This is a genomic window from Streptomyces kanamyceticus (assembly GCF_008704495.1).
In the GTDB taxonomy this organism is placed as follows: Bacteria; Actinomycetota; Actinomycetes; order Streptomycetales; family Streptomycetaceae; genus Streptomyces; species Streptomyces kanamyceticus.
This window is the reverse complement of sequence record NZ_CP023699.1, coordinates 9539441-9556649: the sequence shown is the minus strand read 5'-3', so window position 1 is coordinate 9556649 and position 17209 is coordinate 9539441. Positions and strand designations below refer to the sequence as shown.

At 71.4% G+C, this 17209-nt stretch carries 11 protein-coding genes; 7 read left to right on the top strand and 4 right to left on the bottom strand.

The window, feature by feature from the left end; translation table 11 throughout:
• The first annotated feature begins 80 nt into the window (after positions 1-80).
• Positions 81-503 carry a winged helix-turn-helix transcriptional regulator gene (locus CP970_RS41330; RefSeq protein ID WP_055547135.1) on the top strand — a complete coding sequence of 141 codons (423 nt, stop codon included), beginning with the start codon at positions 81-83 and terminating at the stop codon, positions 501-503.
• Between the two features lie 96 nt (positions 504-599).
• Here CP970_RS41330 and CP970_RS41325 read toward each other — a convergent pair whose 3' ends face one another.
• The 3 genes from CP970_RS41325 to CP970_RS41315 form a co-directional block, all read right to left on the bottom strand.
• A complete protein-coding gene (locus CP970_RS41325) occupies positions 600-2816 on the bottom strand; it encodes an MMPL family transporter (RefSeq protein WP_055547137.1) in 2217 nt (738 codons plus the stop codon).
• A 326-nt stretch (positions 2817-3142) separates the two neighbouring features.
• Positions 3143-5407: an ATP-binding cassette domain-containing protein gene (locus tag CP970_RS41320; protein ID WP_055547139.1), complete on the bottom strand. Its 2265-nt coding sequence runs from the start codon at positions 5405-5407 to the stop codon at positions 3143-3145.
• Between the two features lie 172 nt (positions 5408-5579).
• Positions 5580-6728, bottom strand: a complete 1149-nt coding sequence (locus CP970_RS41315; RefSeq protein ID WP_055547142.1) for an epoxide hydrolase family protein — start codon at positions 6726-6728, stop codon at positions 5580-5582.
• 312 nt (positions 6729-7040) lie between these two features.
• Here CP970_RS41315 and CP970_RS41310 point away from each other — a divergent pair, with 312 nt between their 5' ends.
• The 4 genes from CP970_RS41310 (at position 7041) to CP970_RS41295 (ending at position 10862) form a co-directional block, all read left to right on the top strand.
• Positions 7041-7823, top strand: coding sequence for an arylamine N-acetyltransferase family protein (locus CP970_RS41310; RefSeq protein ID WP_055547144.1), 783 nt, complete (start codon positions 7041-7043; stop codon positions 7821-7823).
• Positions 7824-7904: 81 nt separating this feature from the next.
• Positions 7905-8381 (top strand): VOC family protein, encoded by a 477-nt coding sequence (locus CP970_RS41305; RefSeq protein ID WP_055547146.1) that lies wholly within the window; start codon positions 7905-7907, stop codon positions 8379-8381.
• A gap of 145 nt (positions 8382-8526) precedes the next feature.
• Positions 8527-9777, top strand: a complete 1251-nt coding sequence (locus CP970_RS41300) for an MFS transporter (protein WP_055547148.1) — start codon at positions 8527-8529, stop codon at positions 9775-9777.
• Between the two features lie 17 nt (positions 9778-9794).
• Positions 9795-10862 carry a bile acid:sodium symporter family protein gene (locus CP970_RS41295; protein WP_150494618.1) on the top strand — a complete coding sequence of 356 codons (1068 nt, stop codon included), beginning with the start codon at positions 9795-9797 and terminating at the stop codon, positions 10860-10862.
• On the opposite strand, the gene CP970_RS41290 is transcribed toward CP970_RS41295, so the two are convergent.
• Complete coding sequence (locus CP970_RS41290; protein WP_157877705.1) at positions 10834-11718, bottom strand: EamA family transporter; 885 nt, start codon at positions 11716-11718, stop codon at positions 10834-10836. The two genes, CP970_RS41295 and CP970_RS41290, sit on opposite strands and share 29 nt — an antisense overlap.
• Before the next feature lie 165 nt (positions 11719-11883).
• On the opposite strand from CP970_RS41290, the gene CP970_RS41285 reads away from it, so the two are divergent.
• Together CP970_RS41285 and CP970_RS41280 are read left to right on the top strand one after the other, a co-directional pair.
• On the top strand, positions 11884-13185 hold the full coding sequence (locus tag CP970_RS41285) for an MFS transporter (protein WP_055547154.1): 1302 nt from the start codon (positions 11884-11886) through the stop codon (positions 13183-13185).
• A 54-nt stretch (positions 13186-13239) separates the two neighbouring features.
• On the top strand, positions 13240-17208 hold the full coding sequence (locus CP970_RS41280) for a non-ribosomal peptide synthetase (protein ID WP_055547156.1): 3969 nt from the start codon (positions 13240-13242) through the stop codon (positions 17206-17208).
• The last annotated feature ends 1 nt before the right edge of the window (position 17209 follow it).

Genomic DNA, 17209 nt, shown 5'->3' with positions numbered 1-17209 from the left:
CTGTGGCGGCCCCGCGGATCGGGCGGCGGCCTCGGAACCATCATGATCGGCGGCGCCCGGCCGCATAAGGAGGCACTTTCATGTCAGCAGGGCACACCGCGGTAACCACCGTCGGCGCGGCGGCCGACGAGCCGGTGATCAGCTGCGAGACGCCGCAGGACGAGTGCGGGGTCAGGGACGTCCTGGACCGGCTCGGCGACAAGTGGTCGGTGTACGTGGTGGTCGAACTCGCCTCGGGCGTCCTGCGGTTCAAGGAGTTGCAGCGCAGGATCCACGGCGGGATATCGCAGCGGATGCTCACCCTCACCGTGCGCCGCCTGGAGCGGGACGGCCTGGTGAAGCGCACGGTGTACCCGACCGTTCCGCCGCAGGTCGAGTACGAGCTCACCGAGATGGGGCACAGCCTCACGCATCTGGTGAAGGCGCTGGCCGACTGGTCGATCGCGCACCGGCCCGCCATCACGGCCGCCCGCGCCTCCTACGACGAGACCCAGGACGCATAACCGCCCGCAGGCCCGGAAACGGCCGAGCGGGCCGGGCAGGACCGCCCCGAAGGGTGTCCCGCCCGGCCCGCTCGACGCTCGGGGGCCGCAGGCGCGTCAGCGCACGCCCTCCAGCTCCCGCTCCTCCTTGACACCCGGCGTCATGTCGTCGCCGAGGTCCTTGTGGAGCTTCTCGCCCTCCACGTCGACGTTCGGCAGGATCTTGTTCAGCCAGCGCGGCAGCCACCAGGCGGACTGGCCGAGCAGTGCGAGCACCGCGGGCACGATCGCCATGCGGACCACGAAGGCGTCGAAGAGGACGGCGATGGCGAGACCGAAGCCCATCATCTTGATCATGTCGTCGTTCTCCATGATGAAGCCGGAGAAGACGCTCATCATGATGATCGCGGCAGCGGCCACGACCCGGCCGCCGTGCGTGAAGCCGGTGACGACCGCCTCGTCGGGGCTCGCCCCGTGGACGTACGCCTCACGCATCCGCGTGACGAGGAAGACCTCGTAGTCCATCGCGAGACCGAACACCACGCCGATCATGAAGATCGGCATCATGCTCATGATCGGTCCTGGCTGGTCGACGCCCACGATGTCCGCGAGCCAGCCCCACTGGAAGACCGCGACGACGGCGCCGAGCGCGGCGGCCACCGAGAGCAGGAAGCCGAGCGCGGCCTTGAGCGGCACGAGGATCGAGCGGAAGACCAGCATCAGGAGCAGGAACGCCAGGCCGACGACCAGGCCGAGGTAGGGCAGGAGCGCGTCGTTCAGGGTCTGCGAGAAGTCGATGGTCATCGCGGTCTGGCCGGTGACCAGGACCTCGGAGTTCGTCTCGGCGCCGACGCCGTCGGCGGTCGAGCGGAGCGACTTGACCACTTCTTCGGTCTTGTGGTCGCTCGGCCCGGTCTTCGGGACAACGTTCATGATCGCGGTGTCGCCCGCCTTGTTGGGCTGGGCGGGCGTCACGGCGGCGACGCCGTCGACCTTGGCGAGCTCGGCGCCGACGGTCTTGGCGGCAGCGGCCACGTTGGAGTCCGTGCTGACCGTGACCATCAGGGGGCCGTTGAAGCCCGCTCCGAAGGACTCGGACAGCATGTCGTACGCCTTGCGCTGGGTGGTGTCCGGCGCGGAGGTGCCCTCGTCGGGCAGGCCGAGCTCCAGGCTGGCGGCGGGGACCGCCACGGCGCCGAGGCCGACGACGGCGACGAGCAGGACGGCCAGCGGGTGGCGCAGCACGTAGCGGGACCAGCGGGTGCCGAGCTTGGGCTTGGCGTTCGGGTCGTTGAGCGCGCCCGCGGGCTTCTTGCGGTCCTTGCGGCGCAGCACCTTGCGGCCCGCGAAGCCGAGCAGCGCGGGGATCATGGTGAGCGCGATGAGGACGGCGATCACGACGGTGCCCGCCGCGGCGAGGCCCATCTTCGTGAGGATCGGGATGTTGACGACCGCGAGGCCGGAGAGCGCGACGACGACGGTGAGACCGGCGAACACCACGGCGGAGCCTGCGGTTCCGGTGGCCCGGCCCGCCGCTTCCTCCGGTTCGCGTCCCTCGGCGATCTCCGCCCGGTAGCGGGAGACGATGAAGAGGGCGTAGTCGATGCCGACGGCGAGGCCGATCATCATCGCGAGGGTCGACGTCGTGCTGGAGAGGTTCAGGACGCTGCCGAGGGCACCGATGGCGGAGATGCCGATGCCGACGCCGATGATGGCGGTGAGCAGCGGCATGCCCGCGGCGACCAGCGAGCCGAAGGTCACGATCAGGACGACCGCGGAGATGGCGATGCCGATGAGTTCGGCGCTGCCGCCCATCTCCTGCTCGGCCATCACCGCGTCGCCGCCGGTCTCGACGGTCAGGCCCGCGTCACGGGTCGTGTCGGTGGCCTTGGTCAGCGCGTCGTGCGACTTGTCGGTCAGCTCGGTGGAGGGCACCTTGTAGGTGACCGAGGCGTAGGCGGTGGTGCCGTCCTTGCTGACGGTCTTCGCCTTGTACGGGTCGTCGACCCCCGCGACCTGCGACCCCTTGCCGATGGTCGAGATCATCTTCTCGACCTCGGACTTGGACTTGGCCGAGGTGATCTTCTCGCCCTCGGGGGCCCGGATGACCACGCGGGCGCTCGCGCCTTCGGCGCTGGCGGCGGGGAAACGCTTCTCCAGGACGTCGAAGGCCTTCTGGGACTCCGTTCCCGGCATCGAGAAGGTGTCGGCGGGCGGTGCGGGAGCGGCCGAGGCGGCGACACCCGCACCGACGAGCAGCGCTATCCAGAGCAGCGCCACATAGCGGCGTCGCCGGAAGGCGAGGCGGCCTAGTTTGTACAGGAACGTAGCCACGGCGAAAGGGACTCCCGTCGGGTTGAGCAGGCAGGGGCGACCTCCCGGCTGTGCGAACGTGCACGTCAGGAGGTCCAGCAGGATTCCCCTCAATAGTCACTGCCGATGTGGGTCGGGAAGTCAGCCTGCGAGCCGGAGTCTTGGCCCACGGCCGGTGTACTGCGCCGCGCGGGGTGTCATCCTCCGGGAGGAGAGCGAATCGCCCTGTCTAGTTCACAAGGTGCAGGCACGTGTCAACAGTTGCGTCGTCATTAGCGCGGAACCTTTCGATCCCTTTCACCGCCCGCCCTCCCGCGACCCGGTCGGGGGCCGCGGGAGGGGACGCGTCAGCCCGCCACGTACTCGCGCAGGTGCTGGGCCGTGACGGTCTCACCGCCCGTGACGAGCTCGGCGGGCGTCCCGGTGAACACCACGCGTCCGCCGTCGTGGCCGCCGCCGGGCCCGAGGTCGATCAGCCAGTCCGCGTGTGCCATGACGGCCTGGTGGTGCTCGATGACGACCACCGAGTTGCCGTCGTCGACGAGCCGGTCGAGCAGGGCGAGGAGCTTGTCGACGTCGGCCAGGTGCAGTCCGGTGGTCGGTTCGTCCAGGACGTACGTCGAGGACTTCTCCGCCATGTGGATGGCCAGCTTCAGTCGCTGGCGCTCGCCGCCCGAGAGGGTGTTGAGCGGCTGGCCGAGGCGCAGATAGCCGAGGCCGACGTCGGCGAGGCGGCCGAGGATCGTGCGCGCCTGCCCGGTGGGGAAGAAGTCGTGCGCCTCGGCGACCGACATCCCGAGGACCTCGCTGATGTTCTTGCCGCGAAGGCGGTAGGTGAGCACCTCGGCGGTGAACCGCTCGCCGTCGCACTTCTCGCACACGGACGCCACCCCGGCCATCATCGCCAGGTCGGTGTAGATGAGCCCGAGCCCGTTGCAGGCCGGGCAGGCGCCCTCCGAGTTGGCGCTGAACAGGGCCGCCTTGACGCCGTTGGCCTTGGCGAAGGCGGTCCGGATCGGGCCGAGGAGCCCGGTGTACGTGGCCGGATTGGAGCGCCGCGAGCCACGGATCGGCGACTGGTCGGCGACCACCACGCCGTCCCTGCCGGAGAGATAGCCGTGGATCAGCGAGCTCTTGCCCGAGCCCGCGACGCCGGTCACCACGGTGAGCACGCCGAGCGGCACGTCGACCGCGACGTCCTTGAGGTTGTGCAGGTCCGCGCCCTTGATGGACAGCTGCCCCTTGGGCGTACGCACGGTCTCGCGGAGCCGGGCGCGGTGTCCCAGGTGGCGCCCGGTCAGCGTGCCGGACGCGCGCAGGCCCGGCACATCGCCGCTGAAGCAGATCCGCCCGCCCGCCTCGCCCGCGCCGGGGCCGATGTCGACGACGTGGTCGGCCCGCTCGATGACCTCGGGCTTGTGCTCGACCACCAGGACCGTGTTGCCCTTGTCGCGCAGCCGGAGCAGCAGGTCGTTCATGCGGCGGATGTCGTGCGGGTGCAGCCCGATCGTCGGCTCGTCGAAGACGTACGTCACGTCGGTGATGCTGGAGCCGAGGTGGCGGACCATCTTGACGCGCTGCGCCTCGCCGCCGGAGAGCGAGCCCGATGTGCGGTCCAAACTGAGATAGCCGAGGCCGATCTCGACGAGGGATTCCAGGAGCTCGCGCAGGCTCGCTATCAGCGGGGCGACGGCCGGGTCTTCGAGGCCCCTGACGAACGCGGCCAGGTCCCTGATCTCCATCGCCGAGCACTCGGCGATGTTGCGCCCGTCGATCCTGGAGGAGAGCGCGGCCCGGGTGAGCCGGGTGCCTTCGCAGACGGCGCATCGCGCGAAGACCACGGCCCGGTCCACGAAGGTCTTGATGTGCGGCTGGAGCGACGCGCGGTCCTTGGCGAGCCAGGTCCGCTGCATCTTGGCGACGAGGCCTTCGTACGTGAAGCCGTTGGACCCCACCTTCACCTTGACCGGGGCCTTGTGGAGCAGGTCGGCCCACTCCTGCTCGGTGAAGTCCCTGAGCTTCTTGTCGGGGTCGTAGAAGCCGGAGTTGACCATCACCTGCCAGCTCCAGGAGTCCACCGCGTAGTACGGCACGGTGATCGCGCCCTCGTTCAGGGAGAGTTCGCGGTCCACGAGCTGGTCGGCGTCGACCGTGGAGACCTCGCCGGTGCCCTCGCACTCGGGGCACATGCCGTCGGGCAGGTTGAAGCTGAAGGCCCCCGACGTACCGATGTGGGGGACGCCGAGGCGGCTGAAGATGATCCGCAGCATGGTGTACGCGTCGGTGGCGGTGCCCACCGTGGAGCGCGAGTTGGCGCCCATCCGCTCCTGGTCGACGACGATCGCGGCGCTGAGATTGCGCAGCGCGTCGACGTCGGGACGGCCCAGGCTCGGCATGAACGACTGGATGAACGCCGTGTAGGTCTCGTTGATCAGACGCTGCGACTCGGCGGCGATGGTGCCGAAGACGAGCGAGGACTTACCGGATCCCGAGACTCCGGTGAAGACGGTGAGCCGCCGCTTGGGGATGTCGACGGAGACGTCCCTGAGGTTGTTCTCGCGGGCTCCGCGCACCTGGATGACGTGGTGACTGTCGGCGGGGATGGCCGTCACTGAGCACTCCTTGTCGGTGGGGCGAAGGAAAAGCGTACACCGTACCCAGTGTGGTTCCCGACCGTACGGAGGGACGGCGGAGACTGCGCGGAGACGCGGACGCCCCCGCGGTCGGTGACCGCGGGGGCGTCTGGTGTGCGGATCGGCCCTGCGCCTCGGGGCCTCAGCGCTTCTACCTCAACGGGCGGAAGAACGCGCGCAGTTCGCGCGCGACCTGCTCGGGCTCCTCGTGCGCCATGAAGTGACCGCCGTTGCGCGGCGTGCTCCAGTGCCGCAGGTCGGTCAGGACCCGCTCGGCCAGGCTCTTGGGGTAGTGCGCGAAGGCCGGTTCATGGCTGAGGGTGACGGCGCCGGGCACGGTCACGGGCGGCACCCTCCGGTTGTGCCGTACGTAGTCGTAGTACTGCCGGAAGGACGAGCCGATGCTGCCGGTGGCCCAGTAGAGCGTGGCGACGGTCAGCAGGGTGTCCCGGTCCCAGCGCGCCTCCAGGTCGCCGCCGCAGTCGCTCCAGTCGCGGTACTTGTCGCTGATCCAGGCGAGCAGGCCCGCCGGGGAGTCCCGCAGCGCCGCGGCGATCGTGTCGGGCCGGGTGCACATGATCTCGCTGTAGCCCTGGTCATCGGCGTCGTACGCGGCGAGGTGGTCGAGGTAGGCCTGCTCCTCGGCGGTCGGCGGCGCGGCCTCGAAGTCGGCGGAGACCACCGCGGACGTGAGGTGCACACCGGCGACCTGACCGGGGTACAGCGCACCGAGCCACTGCGTCACGCCTCCCCCGATGTCCCCGCCGAAGGCGCCGAAACGCCGGTGGCCGAGGTTCCCCGTCATCAGCTCGTGCCAGATCCCGGCGACGCGCTCGCGGGTGAACGGCCCGTCGGGCAGCCCGGAGTGGAGGAATCCGGGCAGCGAGGGGACGACCACGTCGAAGGCGTCGGCGGGGTCGCCGCCGTGGCTCCCCGGGTCGGCCAGCAGCCGGGCGACGGGCAGCATCTCGACGTAGCTGCTGGGCCAGCCGTGGCTCAGGACCAGCGGCAGCGGCGCGGGCGCCCCCTCGGGACGTACGCCCCGCACCTGGACGAAGTGCACGCGCGTGCCCGCGACGTCGGCGATGTGGTGCTCGAAGCCGTTGAGCATGTCCTCGGCGGCGCGCCAGTCGAAGCCGTCCGCCCAGTAGGAGACGAGGTCGCGCAGGTGGTCGGGGTCGGTGCCCGCGGCCCAGTACGTCGGGTCGGAAGCGGAGGTGAAGAGGGTGCGCCGGAGCCGCGCGCGCAGGTCGTCCAGGACGTCGTCGGAGACGGAGACCTTGAAGGGTGTGGTGTTCACGGGTGGTTCGGATCCTCTGTTCAGGAGTGCTCGGCTCTGCTGGTCGGGCACTCCTGAGCGGCGGCGGCGTCGATTCAGCCGTGGGCCGCGGTCAGGAGGGCCCGGAAGGGGTACTGCTCACGCATCGGGCTCACCTCCTCGAAAATCCCTCGTACCGTGCGACATTGGCCGCACGACGGGCCGTGCGGCGCGTCGTCGGCGACTATATCCACGCGGGCATCCGGGTGTCACCCGTGATGTCGACTCCGGCGGGTGAGCGCGGGAGTGGGCGGCCCCGTCGCCGTGGCCCCACCGCCCCACCAGACTGGTCGCATGCACTCCGAACAGCTCGACGCCTATCTGCGGCGCATCGAGGCCGACCGCCCCGCCGCACCCACCGCGGGGGCCCTGCGCGACCTGCACCTAGCGCATCTGCGCGCCGTCCCCTTCGAGAACCTCTCCATCCACCTCGGCGAGGAGATCGAACTCACCGAGAAGGCCCTGGTGACGAAGGTCGTCGACGCCCGCAGGGGCGGCTTCTGCTACGAGCTCAACGGCGCCTTCGGCGCCCTGCTCGGCGCGCTGGGCTTCGACGTCGCGCTCGTCCAGGCCCGGGTGTACGGCGACACGGGACAGCCCGGCATCCCCTACGACCACATGGCGCTGCGCGTGCGCACCGATGACGGCGGCGACTGGCTGGCGGACGTCGGCTTCGGGACGCACAGCCAGCTGCCGCTCGCCTTCGGCGACCGGGGCGAGCAGAGCGACCCCGGCGGCGTCTTCCGGCTCCACGACACCCCGGAGGGCGATCTGCGGGTCGTCAAGGACAACAAACCGCAGTACCTCCTGGAGACCCGCCCGCGCGAGCTGGCCGACTTCCGGGTCGGCGCCTGGTACCACCGCACCTCGCCCGCCTCCCACTTCACCCGGTCCCTGGTCTGCTCGCTGCTCACCGGGAACGGCCGCGTCACCCTCAGCGGGCGCACGCTCACCACCACCGCGGACGGCGAGCGGCAGGTCACCGAGCTGGTCTCGGCGGCGGAGGTGCTCGCGGCCTACGACCGGCACTTCGGCATCCGGCTCGACCGCGAGCCGACCGTCGGCGGGACCGGATGAGATGTGGCGATGAGTTCCGGGCGGTGCGACGGTCCTACTGAAGAGCGGACAGGACCGCCGCACCGACGACAGGAGTCAGTCATGCCCCGGATCACGCCCAACCTCTGGTTCGACACGCAGGCGGAGGACGCCGCCAAGTTCTACGTCTCGGTCTTCCCGAACTCGGAGATCAAGAACACGTCGTACTACGGAGAGGGCAGTCCGCGCCCGGCGGGCTCCGTCCTCACGGTGGAGTACGAGCTCGACGGCAACCCGTACCTGGCGCTCAACGGCGGCCCCGAGTTCACCTTCGACGAGGCCGTCTCCTTCTCGATCTCCTGCGCCGACCAGGACGAGGTCGACTACTACTGGGACAAGCTCTCCGAAGACGGCGAGGAGGGCCCCTGCGGGTGGCTCAAGGACAAGTTCGGGCTGTCCTGGCAGGTCGTGCCCACGGCGCTGGTCGAGCTCCTCGCGGACCCGGACCCGGGGCGTGCGCAGCGCGCCATGCAGGCGATGTTCGGCATGAAGAAGCTCGACGTGGCCGCGCTCAGGGCCGCCGCCGACGGCACGGCGTAGCCAGGCACCTGCCCGCAGCAACAGGGGGGCCGAATTGGCACACGGCCGCGGCTGGTGATTGGCCCAGCCACGGCCGGTACCGCCTGCCTACCGTCGACGCGTCGGACCAGGGGCGGCCGCGTGGCCGCCGACACCGGGGAGCGTCGTGTCGATTCGTATCCTTCTGCCGCGCGGGGCACCGCGCGTGCTCGCCGCCGCGCAGCTGAGCAACTCCGTCGGCGACGGCGCGTACTACGTGGCGTCGGCGCTGTACTTCACCCGCGTCGTCGGCCTCTCGCCCACCCAGATCGGCCTCGGCCTCACCGTGGCCTGGGCGGTCGGCTCGGTGGCGGGGGTGCCGCTCGGCGCGCTCGCGGACCGGCACGGGCCGCGCGGCACCTCCGTGCTGCTCGCGCTGGCCACCGGCTTCGCGGTCACCTCGTTCCTCTTCATCCGCACCTTCCCGCTGTTCCTCGTCGCGGCGGTCGGATACGCCGTGGCCCAGTGCGGTCTCGCCGCGGCCCGCCAGGCCCTGCTCGCGGGGCTCGTGGCCCCCGCGGACCGTACGGGCGTGCTCGCCCACCTCCAGTCGACGCTCAACGCGGGCCTCGCGGTCGGCGCGGCCCTCGGCGGCCTGGCGCTGCGCTTCGACACCGCCGGGGCGTACCGCGCGGTGTTCGCGCTGGACGCGGCGGGCTTCCTGCTCTGCGCCGCGTCGCTGCTGCGGCTGCCCGCGGTGGCGAAGGTCCCGGCCGCGCGCGACGGCGGCGAGCCCCGGCTCGCGGTGCTCCGAGACCGCCCGTACACGGTGATCACTCTGCTCAACGCGGTGCTCCTGCTGCGCATGCCGCTGCTCAGCCTGGCGATTCCGCTGTGGATCGTGGAGCGCACCGGGGCGCCGGGCTGGCTGGTGTCCGCGCTGTTCGTCCTCAACACCCTTGCCGTGATGGCCTGTCAGGTCCGGCTGGCCCGCGGCGTCACCGGGCTGCGCACGGCCACCCGCGCCGTGCGCCGCTCCGGTCTCGTCATGTTCGCCTCCTGCGCTGTCTTCGCGCTGTCGGCGGCCGGGCTCTCGCCATGGGCGGCCGCGGCGGTCCTGGTCGCGGGTGCGGTGCTGCAGGCCGTCGCCGAGATGCAGCAGTCCGCGGGCTCGTGGCAGATCGGCTTCGCGCTGGCCCCCACCCATCAAGTCGGCCAGTACCAGGGCTTCTTCGGCACGGGCGTGCCCCTCGCCCGCACGCTCGGCCCGCTGCTCCTGACCTGGCTCCTGGTGGTGTGGGGCATACCGGGCTGGCTGCTGCTCGGCGCGGTCTTCCTGGCGGCCTCGCTGGCCATGGGGCCCGCGGTGCGGTGGGCGGAGGGCGTCCGCGCCCGAGGAGCCGGAGGGGCCCGGGGAGTGCGACACAGCGAAGGGTGATCGATAGGCTCCGCTGTGTGACGAAATTAATCATGGTCGTACAGCGCCAGCTGCTGGGGCTGATGATCGGCTGCTACGTACTGGCGGGCGTCTGCCCCGCCCCCGGCGAGGCACTTCGCGCACTGACTCTGCGGATCCCGGGGAGTACGGCCGAACTGACGCTGCCCATGGCCCTGTTGGCGGTCATGCTGTTCAACGCCGGGCTCGGCGTGCGCATCGCCGATCTGCGCGTCGTGCTGTCCCGGCCCTGGCGGCTGGCCCTGGGTGTCGCCGCCAACGCCCTCCTGCCCCTGTTCCTGCTCCCCTGCATCGCCCTGATCCTGCGGGGCTGGCCCGATCCGGCGGAGACCGAGGGCCTGGTGATCGGGCTCATGCTCGTCCTGGCGATGCCGATCGCGGGCGGCGCCGTCTCCTGGGGCCAGAACGCCGGGGGCAACGTCCCGCTGGTCGTCGCGATGGTGATCGGCTCCACCCTGCTCAGCCCGCTCACCGTGCCCCTCGGCATGCGCATGGCCGGTCAACTGGTCGGCCCCTACGGCGCGGGCGCCCTGGACGACACGACCACCGTCGACACCATCGCCGAGACAGGGGCGGGGCTTTTCGCGCTGGTGGCCGTGGTGCTGCCCTGCCTCATCGGCATCGCCGTACGGACCGTGCTCAGCGAGGACCGGGCCAGCCGGACCCTGCCCACGGTCAAGGCCGTCAACCTGGTCAACATCCTGTCACTCTGCTACATCAACGCCGCGGGCGCGCTGGGGCAGGCACTCGCCCACCCCGACCCCGACCTGCTCGCCGCGGCGGTCGCGCTGTCCGGCGCGGTGTGCGCTCTGACCTTCTTCTGCGGCCGTTGGCTGTCCCGCTGGACGCGGTGCGACCGGCCCGACGGGATCTCCCTCACCTTCGCCACCGGCATGAACAACAGCAGCGCGGCGGCGGTGCTGGCCGCCGGGTCGTTCGCCCACCGCGCCTCGGTGCTGCTGCCGATCCTCTCCTACAGCCTGCTCCAGAAGGTGGTGGCGGGCACGGCGGGACGGCCGCCCCGGCTCCCGCCCGGCGTCACCGGCGTCGCCCCGGTCCGGGAGTGAGCAGCGCCCCGCCGCACGCGATGACCACGAGCACCATGGCCAGCCACTGCAGGAGGGTCAACGACTGGTCGAGGACGAGCAGTCCGGCCAGCGCCGCGGCGGGAGGCGCGAGGCTCATCAGGACGGAGAAGACGACCGGCCCGATCGTGCGCAGGGCGATGAGTTCCGACGCGGTGGGCACGACCGAGGACAGTACGGCCACGGCGAGGACGAGCCAGACGTCCCCCGGCTCCGGCAGGGTCACCCGCCCGAACAGCAGGCCCACGGGAACGCTCGCGGTGGCGGCGACCGTCATCGCGACCGCGAGCCCGTCGAGCCGCTCGAAGCGCGCGCCGGTCCGCGCGCTGAGCTGGATGTAGCAGGCCCACAGGACGGCGGCGCAGAGCGCGAAGGCCACCCCGGCGGGCTCCAGGCCGCTGAAACCGTCCTTGCCGAGCAGGAACACGCCAGCGAGAGCCAGCAGCGCCCACAGCGGGTCGGCGGCGCGCCGGGAGCCGAGCAGCGTGAGCGCCAGCGGGCCGAGCAGCTCCAGCGTCACGGTCGGCCCCAGCGGCATGCGCAGGATCGCGAGGTAGAAGCAGCTGTTCCAGGCGCACAGCGTCAGACCGAGCAGGCCCGCCACCGCCCAGTCCTTGGAGGTGTGGCCCCGGAGCGTCGGACGGCAGATCGCGAGCAGCAGCACCGCGGAGACCGTGAGGCGCAGGACGAGTACGCCCCAGACGCCCACTTCGGGTATCAGCAGCGCGGCCGCCGCCGACCCGAACTGCACCGCCACGTCGGCGCCGAGCAGCAGGGCCAGGGCGCTCGCCCTGCCCCGGACGGGCGTGGCGCGCTCGCCCAATTCGGTGGCGTCCACCGTCACGCCCGACCGACCACAAAGACACGCCCGAGTGAACACATAGTGACGTCCGTCTCGTTGTTCCGAACCTGCGAGTCGAGGCCTCGGCAAAGGGGAATTCGGTGACGTCTGCGGCTGATGATGGCATGGACATGTGTTGGGGCTGATGACACTATCTGACGGATGGTCGACGACAGTAGAAAGCATTCCTCGATCTGGCGCAATCGCGAATTCCTGCTCTTATGGAGCGGGCAGACGGTCAGCGAGATGGGGACGCAGATCACCGTTCTCGCCCTGCCGTTGGTCGCGGTCGTGCTGCTGGATGCCACCCCGTTCCAGGTCGGCCTGTTGGCGGCCGCGGAGACGAGCGCGTACCTCCTGGTCGCACTGCCGGCCGGAGCCATCGTGGACCGGGTCGCCAAGCGACGGCTGATGATCTGGTGCGACGTCGGACTGTTCCTGGTGATCGGCTCGGTGCCCCTGGCCCACGTCCTCGACTCCCTGACACTCGTCCACCTCTATGTCGTCGCGCTGGTCTCCAGCGTGCTCTCGGTCTTCTTCGCGGTCGCCTACCAGGCCTATCTGCCCGCGGTCCTCGAACACAGTCAACTCCTCGACGGCAACGGCAAGATCGCCGCTTCCCGGTCGGTCGCGCAGGTCGCGGGCCCCAGTTCCGGTGCGGGTCTGGTGACGCTGATCGGCGCCGCGGGGGCGATGGCGGCCGACGCGGTCTCCTTCGCCCTGTCGGCCAGCGCGCTGTCGGCGATCCGCACCCCGGAGCCGCGCCGCAAGGCCGATCCGGGGCCGCGGCCGACGATGCGGTCGCAGATCCGTGAGGGGCTCGACTACGTCCTGCGCGACCGCATCCTGCGGAACTCGGTGGCCTTCAACGGCACCGCCAACTTCTTCGTGATCATCGTGGAGACCCTGGGCCCGGTCTTCCTGATCCGCACGCTCCACCTGCGACCCGGCCTGGTCGGGCTGCTCCTCGCGCTGGGCGCCGTCGGCGGTGTGGCGGGCGGCGTGGCGGCACGGCACCTCGCCCGGCGCTTCGGCTCCGCGCGGATCAGCTGGATCGCGATGACCGTCCTCTCGCTGCCCGGACTGCTGATCCCGATGGCCGGATCCGGCTGGTGGGTGCTGCTCTTCGGCTTCGGCTGGATCTCGTGGACCTTCTCCTCCACCGTCGCGGGCATCTCGCTGACCAGCTACCGCCAGGCCGCCTGCCCGCCGGAGCTGCTCGGCCGGGTCAGCGCCGCCGCGCGCTGGATCACCTGGGGCACCCTGCCGGTCGGCGGCCTCGTCGGCGGCGGACTCGCCACGGTCTTCGGCGTCCAGACCACGTTGTGGATCGCCGTCATCGGCGGTTGCTGCGCGGGTCTTTGGCTGTTCTTCTCGCCTTTGCGGGGCATGCGCGACATTCCTCTCAACGAGCCCGAGCCGAGGCCCACGGCCGAAACCGAGGCCGTGGCCGAAAAGCCGTAGGAAAGAACGCGCCAAGAGGACCAGGCGTCATATCGCCATCGGATGGGGGAACCAATGATCCCGCTTTCCTACGCCCAGCGCCGACTGTGGTTTCTGTCCCGGCTCGAGGAGCACGGCGCGGCCTACAACGTGCCGCTGGCCCTCCGGCTGACCGGAAGCCTCGACCGCGATGCGCTGATACGCGCCTTCACCGACGTCGTCGAGCGGCACGAGGTGCTGCGCACCGGCTATCTGGAGGTCGACGGCGAGCCCTACCAGCAGGTGCGCGAGGGCGATCTCGCCCGGCCCGTCTTCCTGGTGCGGGAGAGCGCTCCGGAGCGGCTTGCCGCCGACATCGACGACGCGGCCCGCCATGTCTTCGACCTCGCCGCCGAACTCCCCGTCCGCTGCTGGCTGTTCGTGCTCGGCGAGCACGAGCACGTGCTGCTCGTGCTGCACCATCACATCGCGGCCGACGGCTGGTCGATCGGCCCGTTGACCACCGATCTCGCCACGGCGTACGAAGCGCGATGTGACGGCGAAGAACCGGAGTGGGACGAACCGCTGCCCGCGCAGTACGCGGACTACGTGGCCTGGCAGCGCGACTTCCTCGGCGATCCGGACGCCCAGGACAGCGTGCAGGCACGCCAGTTGCGGTACTGGACCGACGCCCTCGCCGGACTGCCGCCCGAGTTGGAGCTGCCCTACGACCGGCCGCGCCCGCCCGTCTCAGCCCACCGCGCGGGCAGCGTCCAGCTCCGGCTCGGCACCGCCGTGCAGGCCCGCCTGGTCGCGCTGGCCAAGGAGAGCCGGGCGACCCTCTTCATGGTGCTGCAGGCCGCGGTCGCGACGCTGTTCACCCGGCTCGGCGCGGGCACTGACATTCCGCTGGGCTCGGCCGTCGCGGGCCGCTCGGAGGAGGAGTTCGACGAACTCGTCGGCTTCTTCGTGAACACCGTCGTCCTGCGCGCCGACCTGTCCGGGGACCCGACCTTCCGGGAGGTGATCGACCGGGTGCGCGCGACCGATCTGGCGGCCTACGAGCACCAGGACCTGCCGTTCGAGCGGCTGGTGGAGGCGGTCAACCCCGACCGCTCGCTGGGCAGGCACCCGCTCTTCCAGACGATGCTGACCTTCGAGGTCCGCTCCACCGCGCCCTGGCGCCTGGGCGCGGTGGAGGCGGCGCCGGTGGAGACGGTGACCAGTGCCACCAAGTTCGACCTGCTGTTCCAGGTGGAGGAGGAGTACGGAGTGGCGGGCGCGCCGCAGGGCATCCGCTGCGTGATCGACTACGACACCGAGCTGTTCGACCGGGACACGATCGAGTCCATGGCCTCCCGTCTCGTCCGGCTCGTCAACACGGTGGTGGCCGATCCGGACGTCGCCGTCCACAGCATCGACCTGCTGGACACCGCCGAACGCCGCAGGCTGCTGACCGACTGGGGCGGCGTAGGAGACGACGTCCGTCCCGGCGGCGCCGCCGCGGCGTCCTCCGTGGCCGAACTCGTGGCGCACCAGGCCGCACGCACCCCCGCCCTGCCCGCCGTCCGGTGCGGCGCGGACGTGCTCGACTACGCGGAGCTCAACGCGCGGGCGAACCGGCTCGCCCGCCGTCTGGTGGACTTCGGCATCGGGCCCGAGGACGTGGTGGCCGTCGCCGTGGACGGGTCCGCCGAGCTGCTCGTCGCCCTGCTCGCCGTGGGCAAGGCCGGTGGCGCCTACCTGCCGCTCGACGCGGACTACCCGGCCGACCGCCTCTCCTTCATGCTGGCGGACGCCCGTGCGGCGCTGCTGCTCACCACCACTTCCGTACGCGCCGGTCTGCCCGATGCCGACGTGCCCGTCTGGCACCTCGACCTGGCGGCTCCCGCGGTGCCGGGCGCCGACGCCGACCTCACCGACGCCGACCGCCGCGCCCCGCTGCGGGACCTCCACCCGGCGTACGTCATCTACACCTCGGGATCCACCGGCAGGCCCAAGGGCGTCGTCGTCACCCATCGGGCGATGATCGACTACCTCGCCTGGACGGCCCAGGAGTACCCCGGCGCGCGCGGCGTCGCCCTCCAGCACGGCTCCGTCTCCTTCGACATCGCCATCACCGCCCTGTTCACCCCGCTGATCCTGGGCGGCTGCGTCCTGGTCGCACCGCTGGAGCACGACCCGCGGTTGGAGGCGTGGCTCGCGGAACACCCCTGCACCCTGCTCATCGCGACCCCGAGCCATCTGGCGCTGCTCGACGCCCTGCCCCCGGTGTTCCTGCCCACCGAGGACCTGATGCTCGCCGGTGAGCCGCTCACCGGCGAGGCGCTGGAGTCGTCACGGCGCAGGCGCCCGGAGGCCAGGGCCCACAACCTCTACGGCCCCACCGAGATCACGGTGGCCTGTACCGAGTACCGGATCGATCCGGGGCGGCGACCGGCGTCCGGCCAGGTGCCGATCGGCGCGCGGCAGCCCGGCAACCGCCTCTACGTCCTCGACGACCGGCTGCGTCCCGTCCCGGTCGGGGTGAAGGGCGAGTTGTACGTGGGCGGCACCGGTGTGGCACGCGGCTATCTGCGTCGCCCCGGCCTGAGCGCACAGCGGTTCGTGGCCGATCCGTGGGGCCCCGCGGGATCCCGCATGTACCGCACCGGGGACGTGGTCCGGTGGCGGGCGGACGGCGACATCGAGTTCCTCGGCCGTACCGACGACCAAGTCAAGGTGCGCGGGTTCCGCATCGAACTCGGCGACGTCGAAGCCGCGTTGACCGGGCATCCCGGCGTGGCCCGCGCGGTCGTCACCACGCACGCCGCGGCCTCCGGGGACGTACGCCTGGTCGGCTACGCCGTGCCCACCGAGGACGCCCGCCTCGACCCGACGGAGCTGCGCCGGTTCGTGGAGCGCACCCTGCCGGGCCACATGGTGCCCGCGGCGCTGATCGTGATCGACGAGGTGCCGCTCACCACGAACGGCAAAGTCGACCGCGGGGCGCTGCCGCGCCCGGAGTTCACCCCCTCGTCCGCGTCGTCAGCCGCCCGCGCGCCGCGCGGAGCCACGGAGGAGCTGGTGTCCGCTCTCTTCGCGGCGGAGCTCGGGGTGGACGCCGTGGGGGCCGACGAGAACTTCTTCCAGCTCGGCGGCCACTCCCTGCTCGCGGCGCGCCTGGTCGGCAGGATCCGCTCGGCCACCGGTCGCCAGCTGGGGATCAGGGCGCTGTTCGAGGCGCCCACCGTGGCGGAGCTCGCGCTGCGGCTGACGGAACCGGGCGGGGACCAGGAATCCCAGGAGCACGACGCCTTCCGTACCGTGCTGCCGCTGCGCGCGTCGGGGCAGGGGCCCGCGCTGTTCTGTGCGCATCCCGGCGGCGGACTGGCCTGGTGCTACTCCGCGTTGCTCGCCCACCTCGCGCCCGAACAGCCGGTCCATGGCGTACAGGCGCGCGGCATCTCCCCGGCGGGTGAACTCCCCGCGAGCATCGGGGAGATGGCGGCGGAGTACGTCGAGCGGCTGCGCGAGGTCCAGCCGGTCGGCCCCTATCACCTCCTGGGCTGGTCGTTCGGCGGCCTCGTCGCCCACGCGATGGCGGTCCTCCTCCAGGAGCAGGGGGAAGAAGTGCCGCTGCTGCTGATCCTGGACGGCTACCCCGGTGACGTGGAGCTGCTGGCGCCGGAGGGCGGTGCGGATCAGGCGGCCGGAACGGAGGAGGCGCTCGCCGCGGTCTCCGAGGCCCTGGGAGTGGACGGCGCGGCGCAGGACTCCGGGGAGCGGGGCGCGGCCCTCGGACTGACCGAACCCCAACTGGCCGCCATGGTCAGGGTGTTCGAGAACAACCGCGAGCTCGCCAGGGGCTTCGACCCCAAGCCGTTCCGCGGCCCGGTGCTGTTCGTGACCGCGGCCCTCGACCGGGGCGACGGGCTGCCGTCCGCCGCCGAGGCCTGGGGACCGTACGTGGAGGGCCCCATCGAGGACGTGCGGCTCGACTGCACCCACCACCAGTTGCTGTCGGGCGAGGCCGCGCGGGCGGTCGCCGAGCTGGTCTCCCGGCGACTGCGCGCTACCTCCTGAC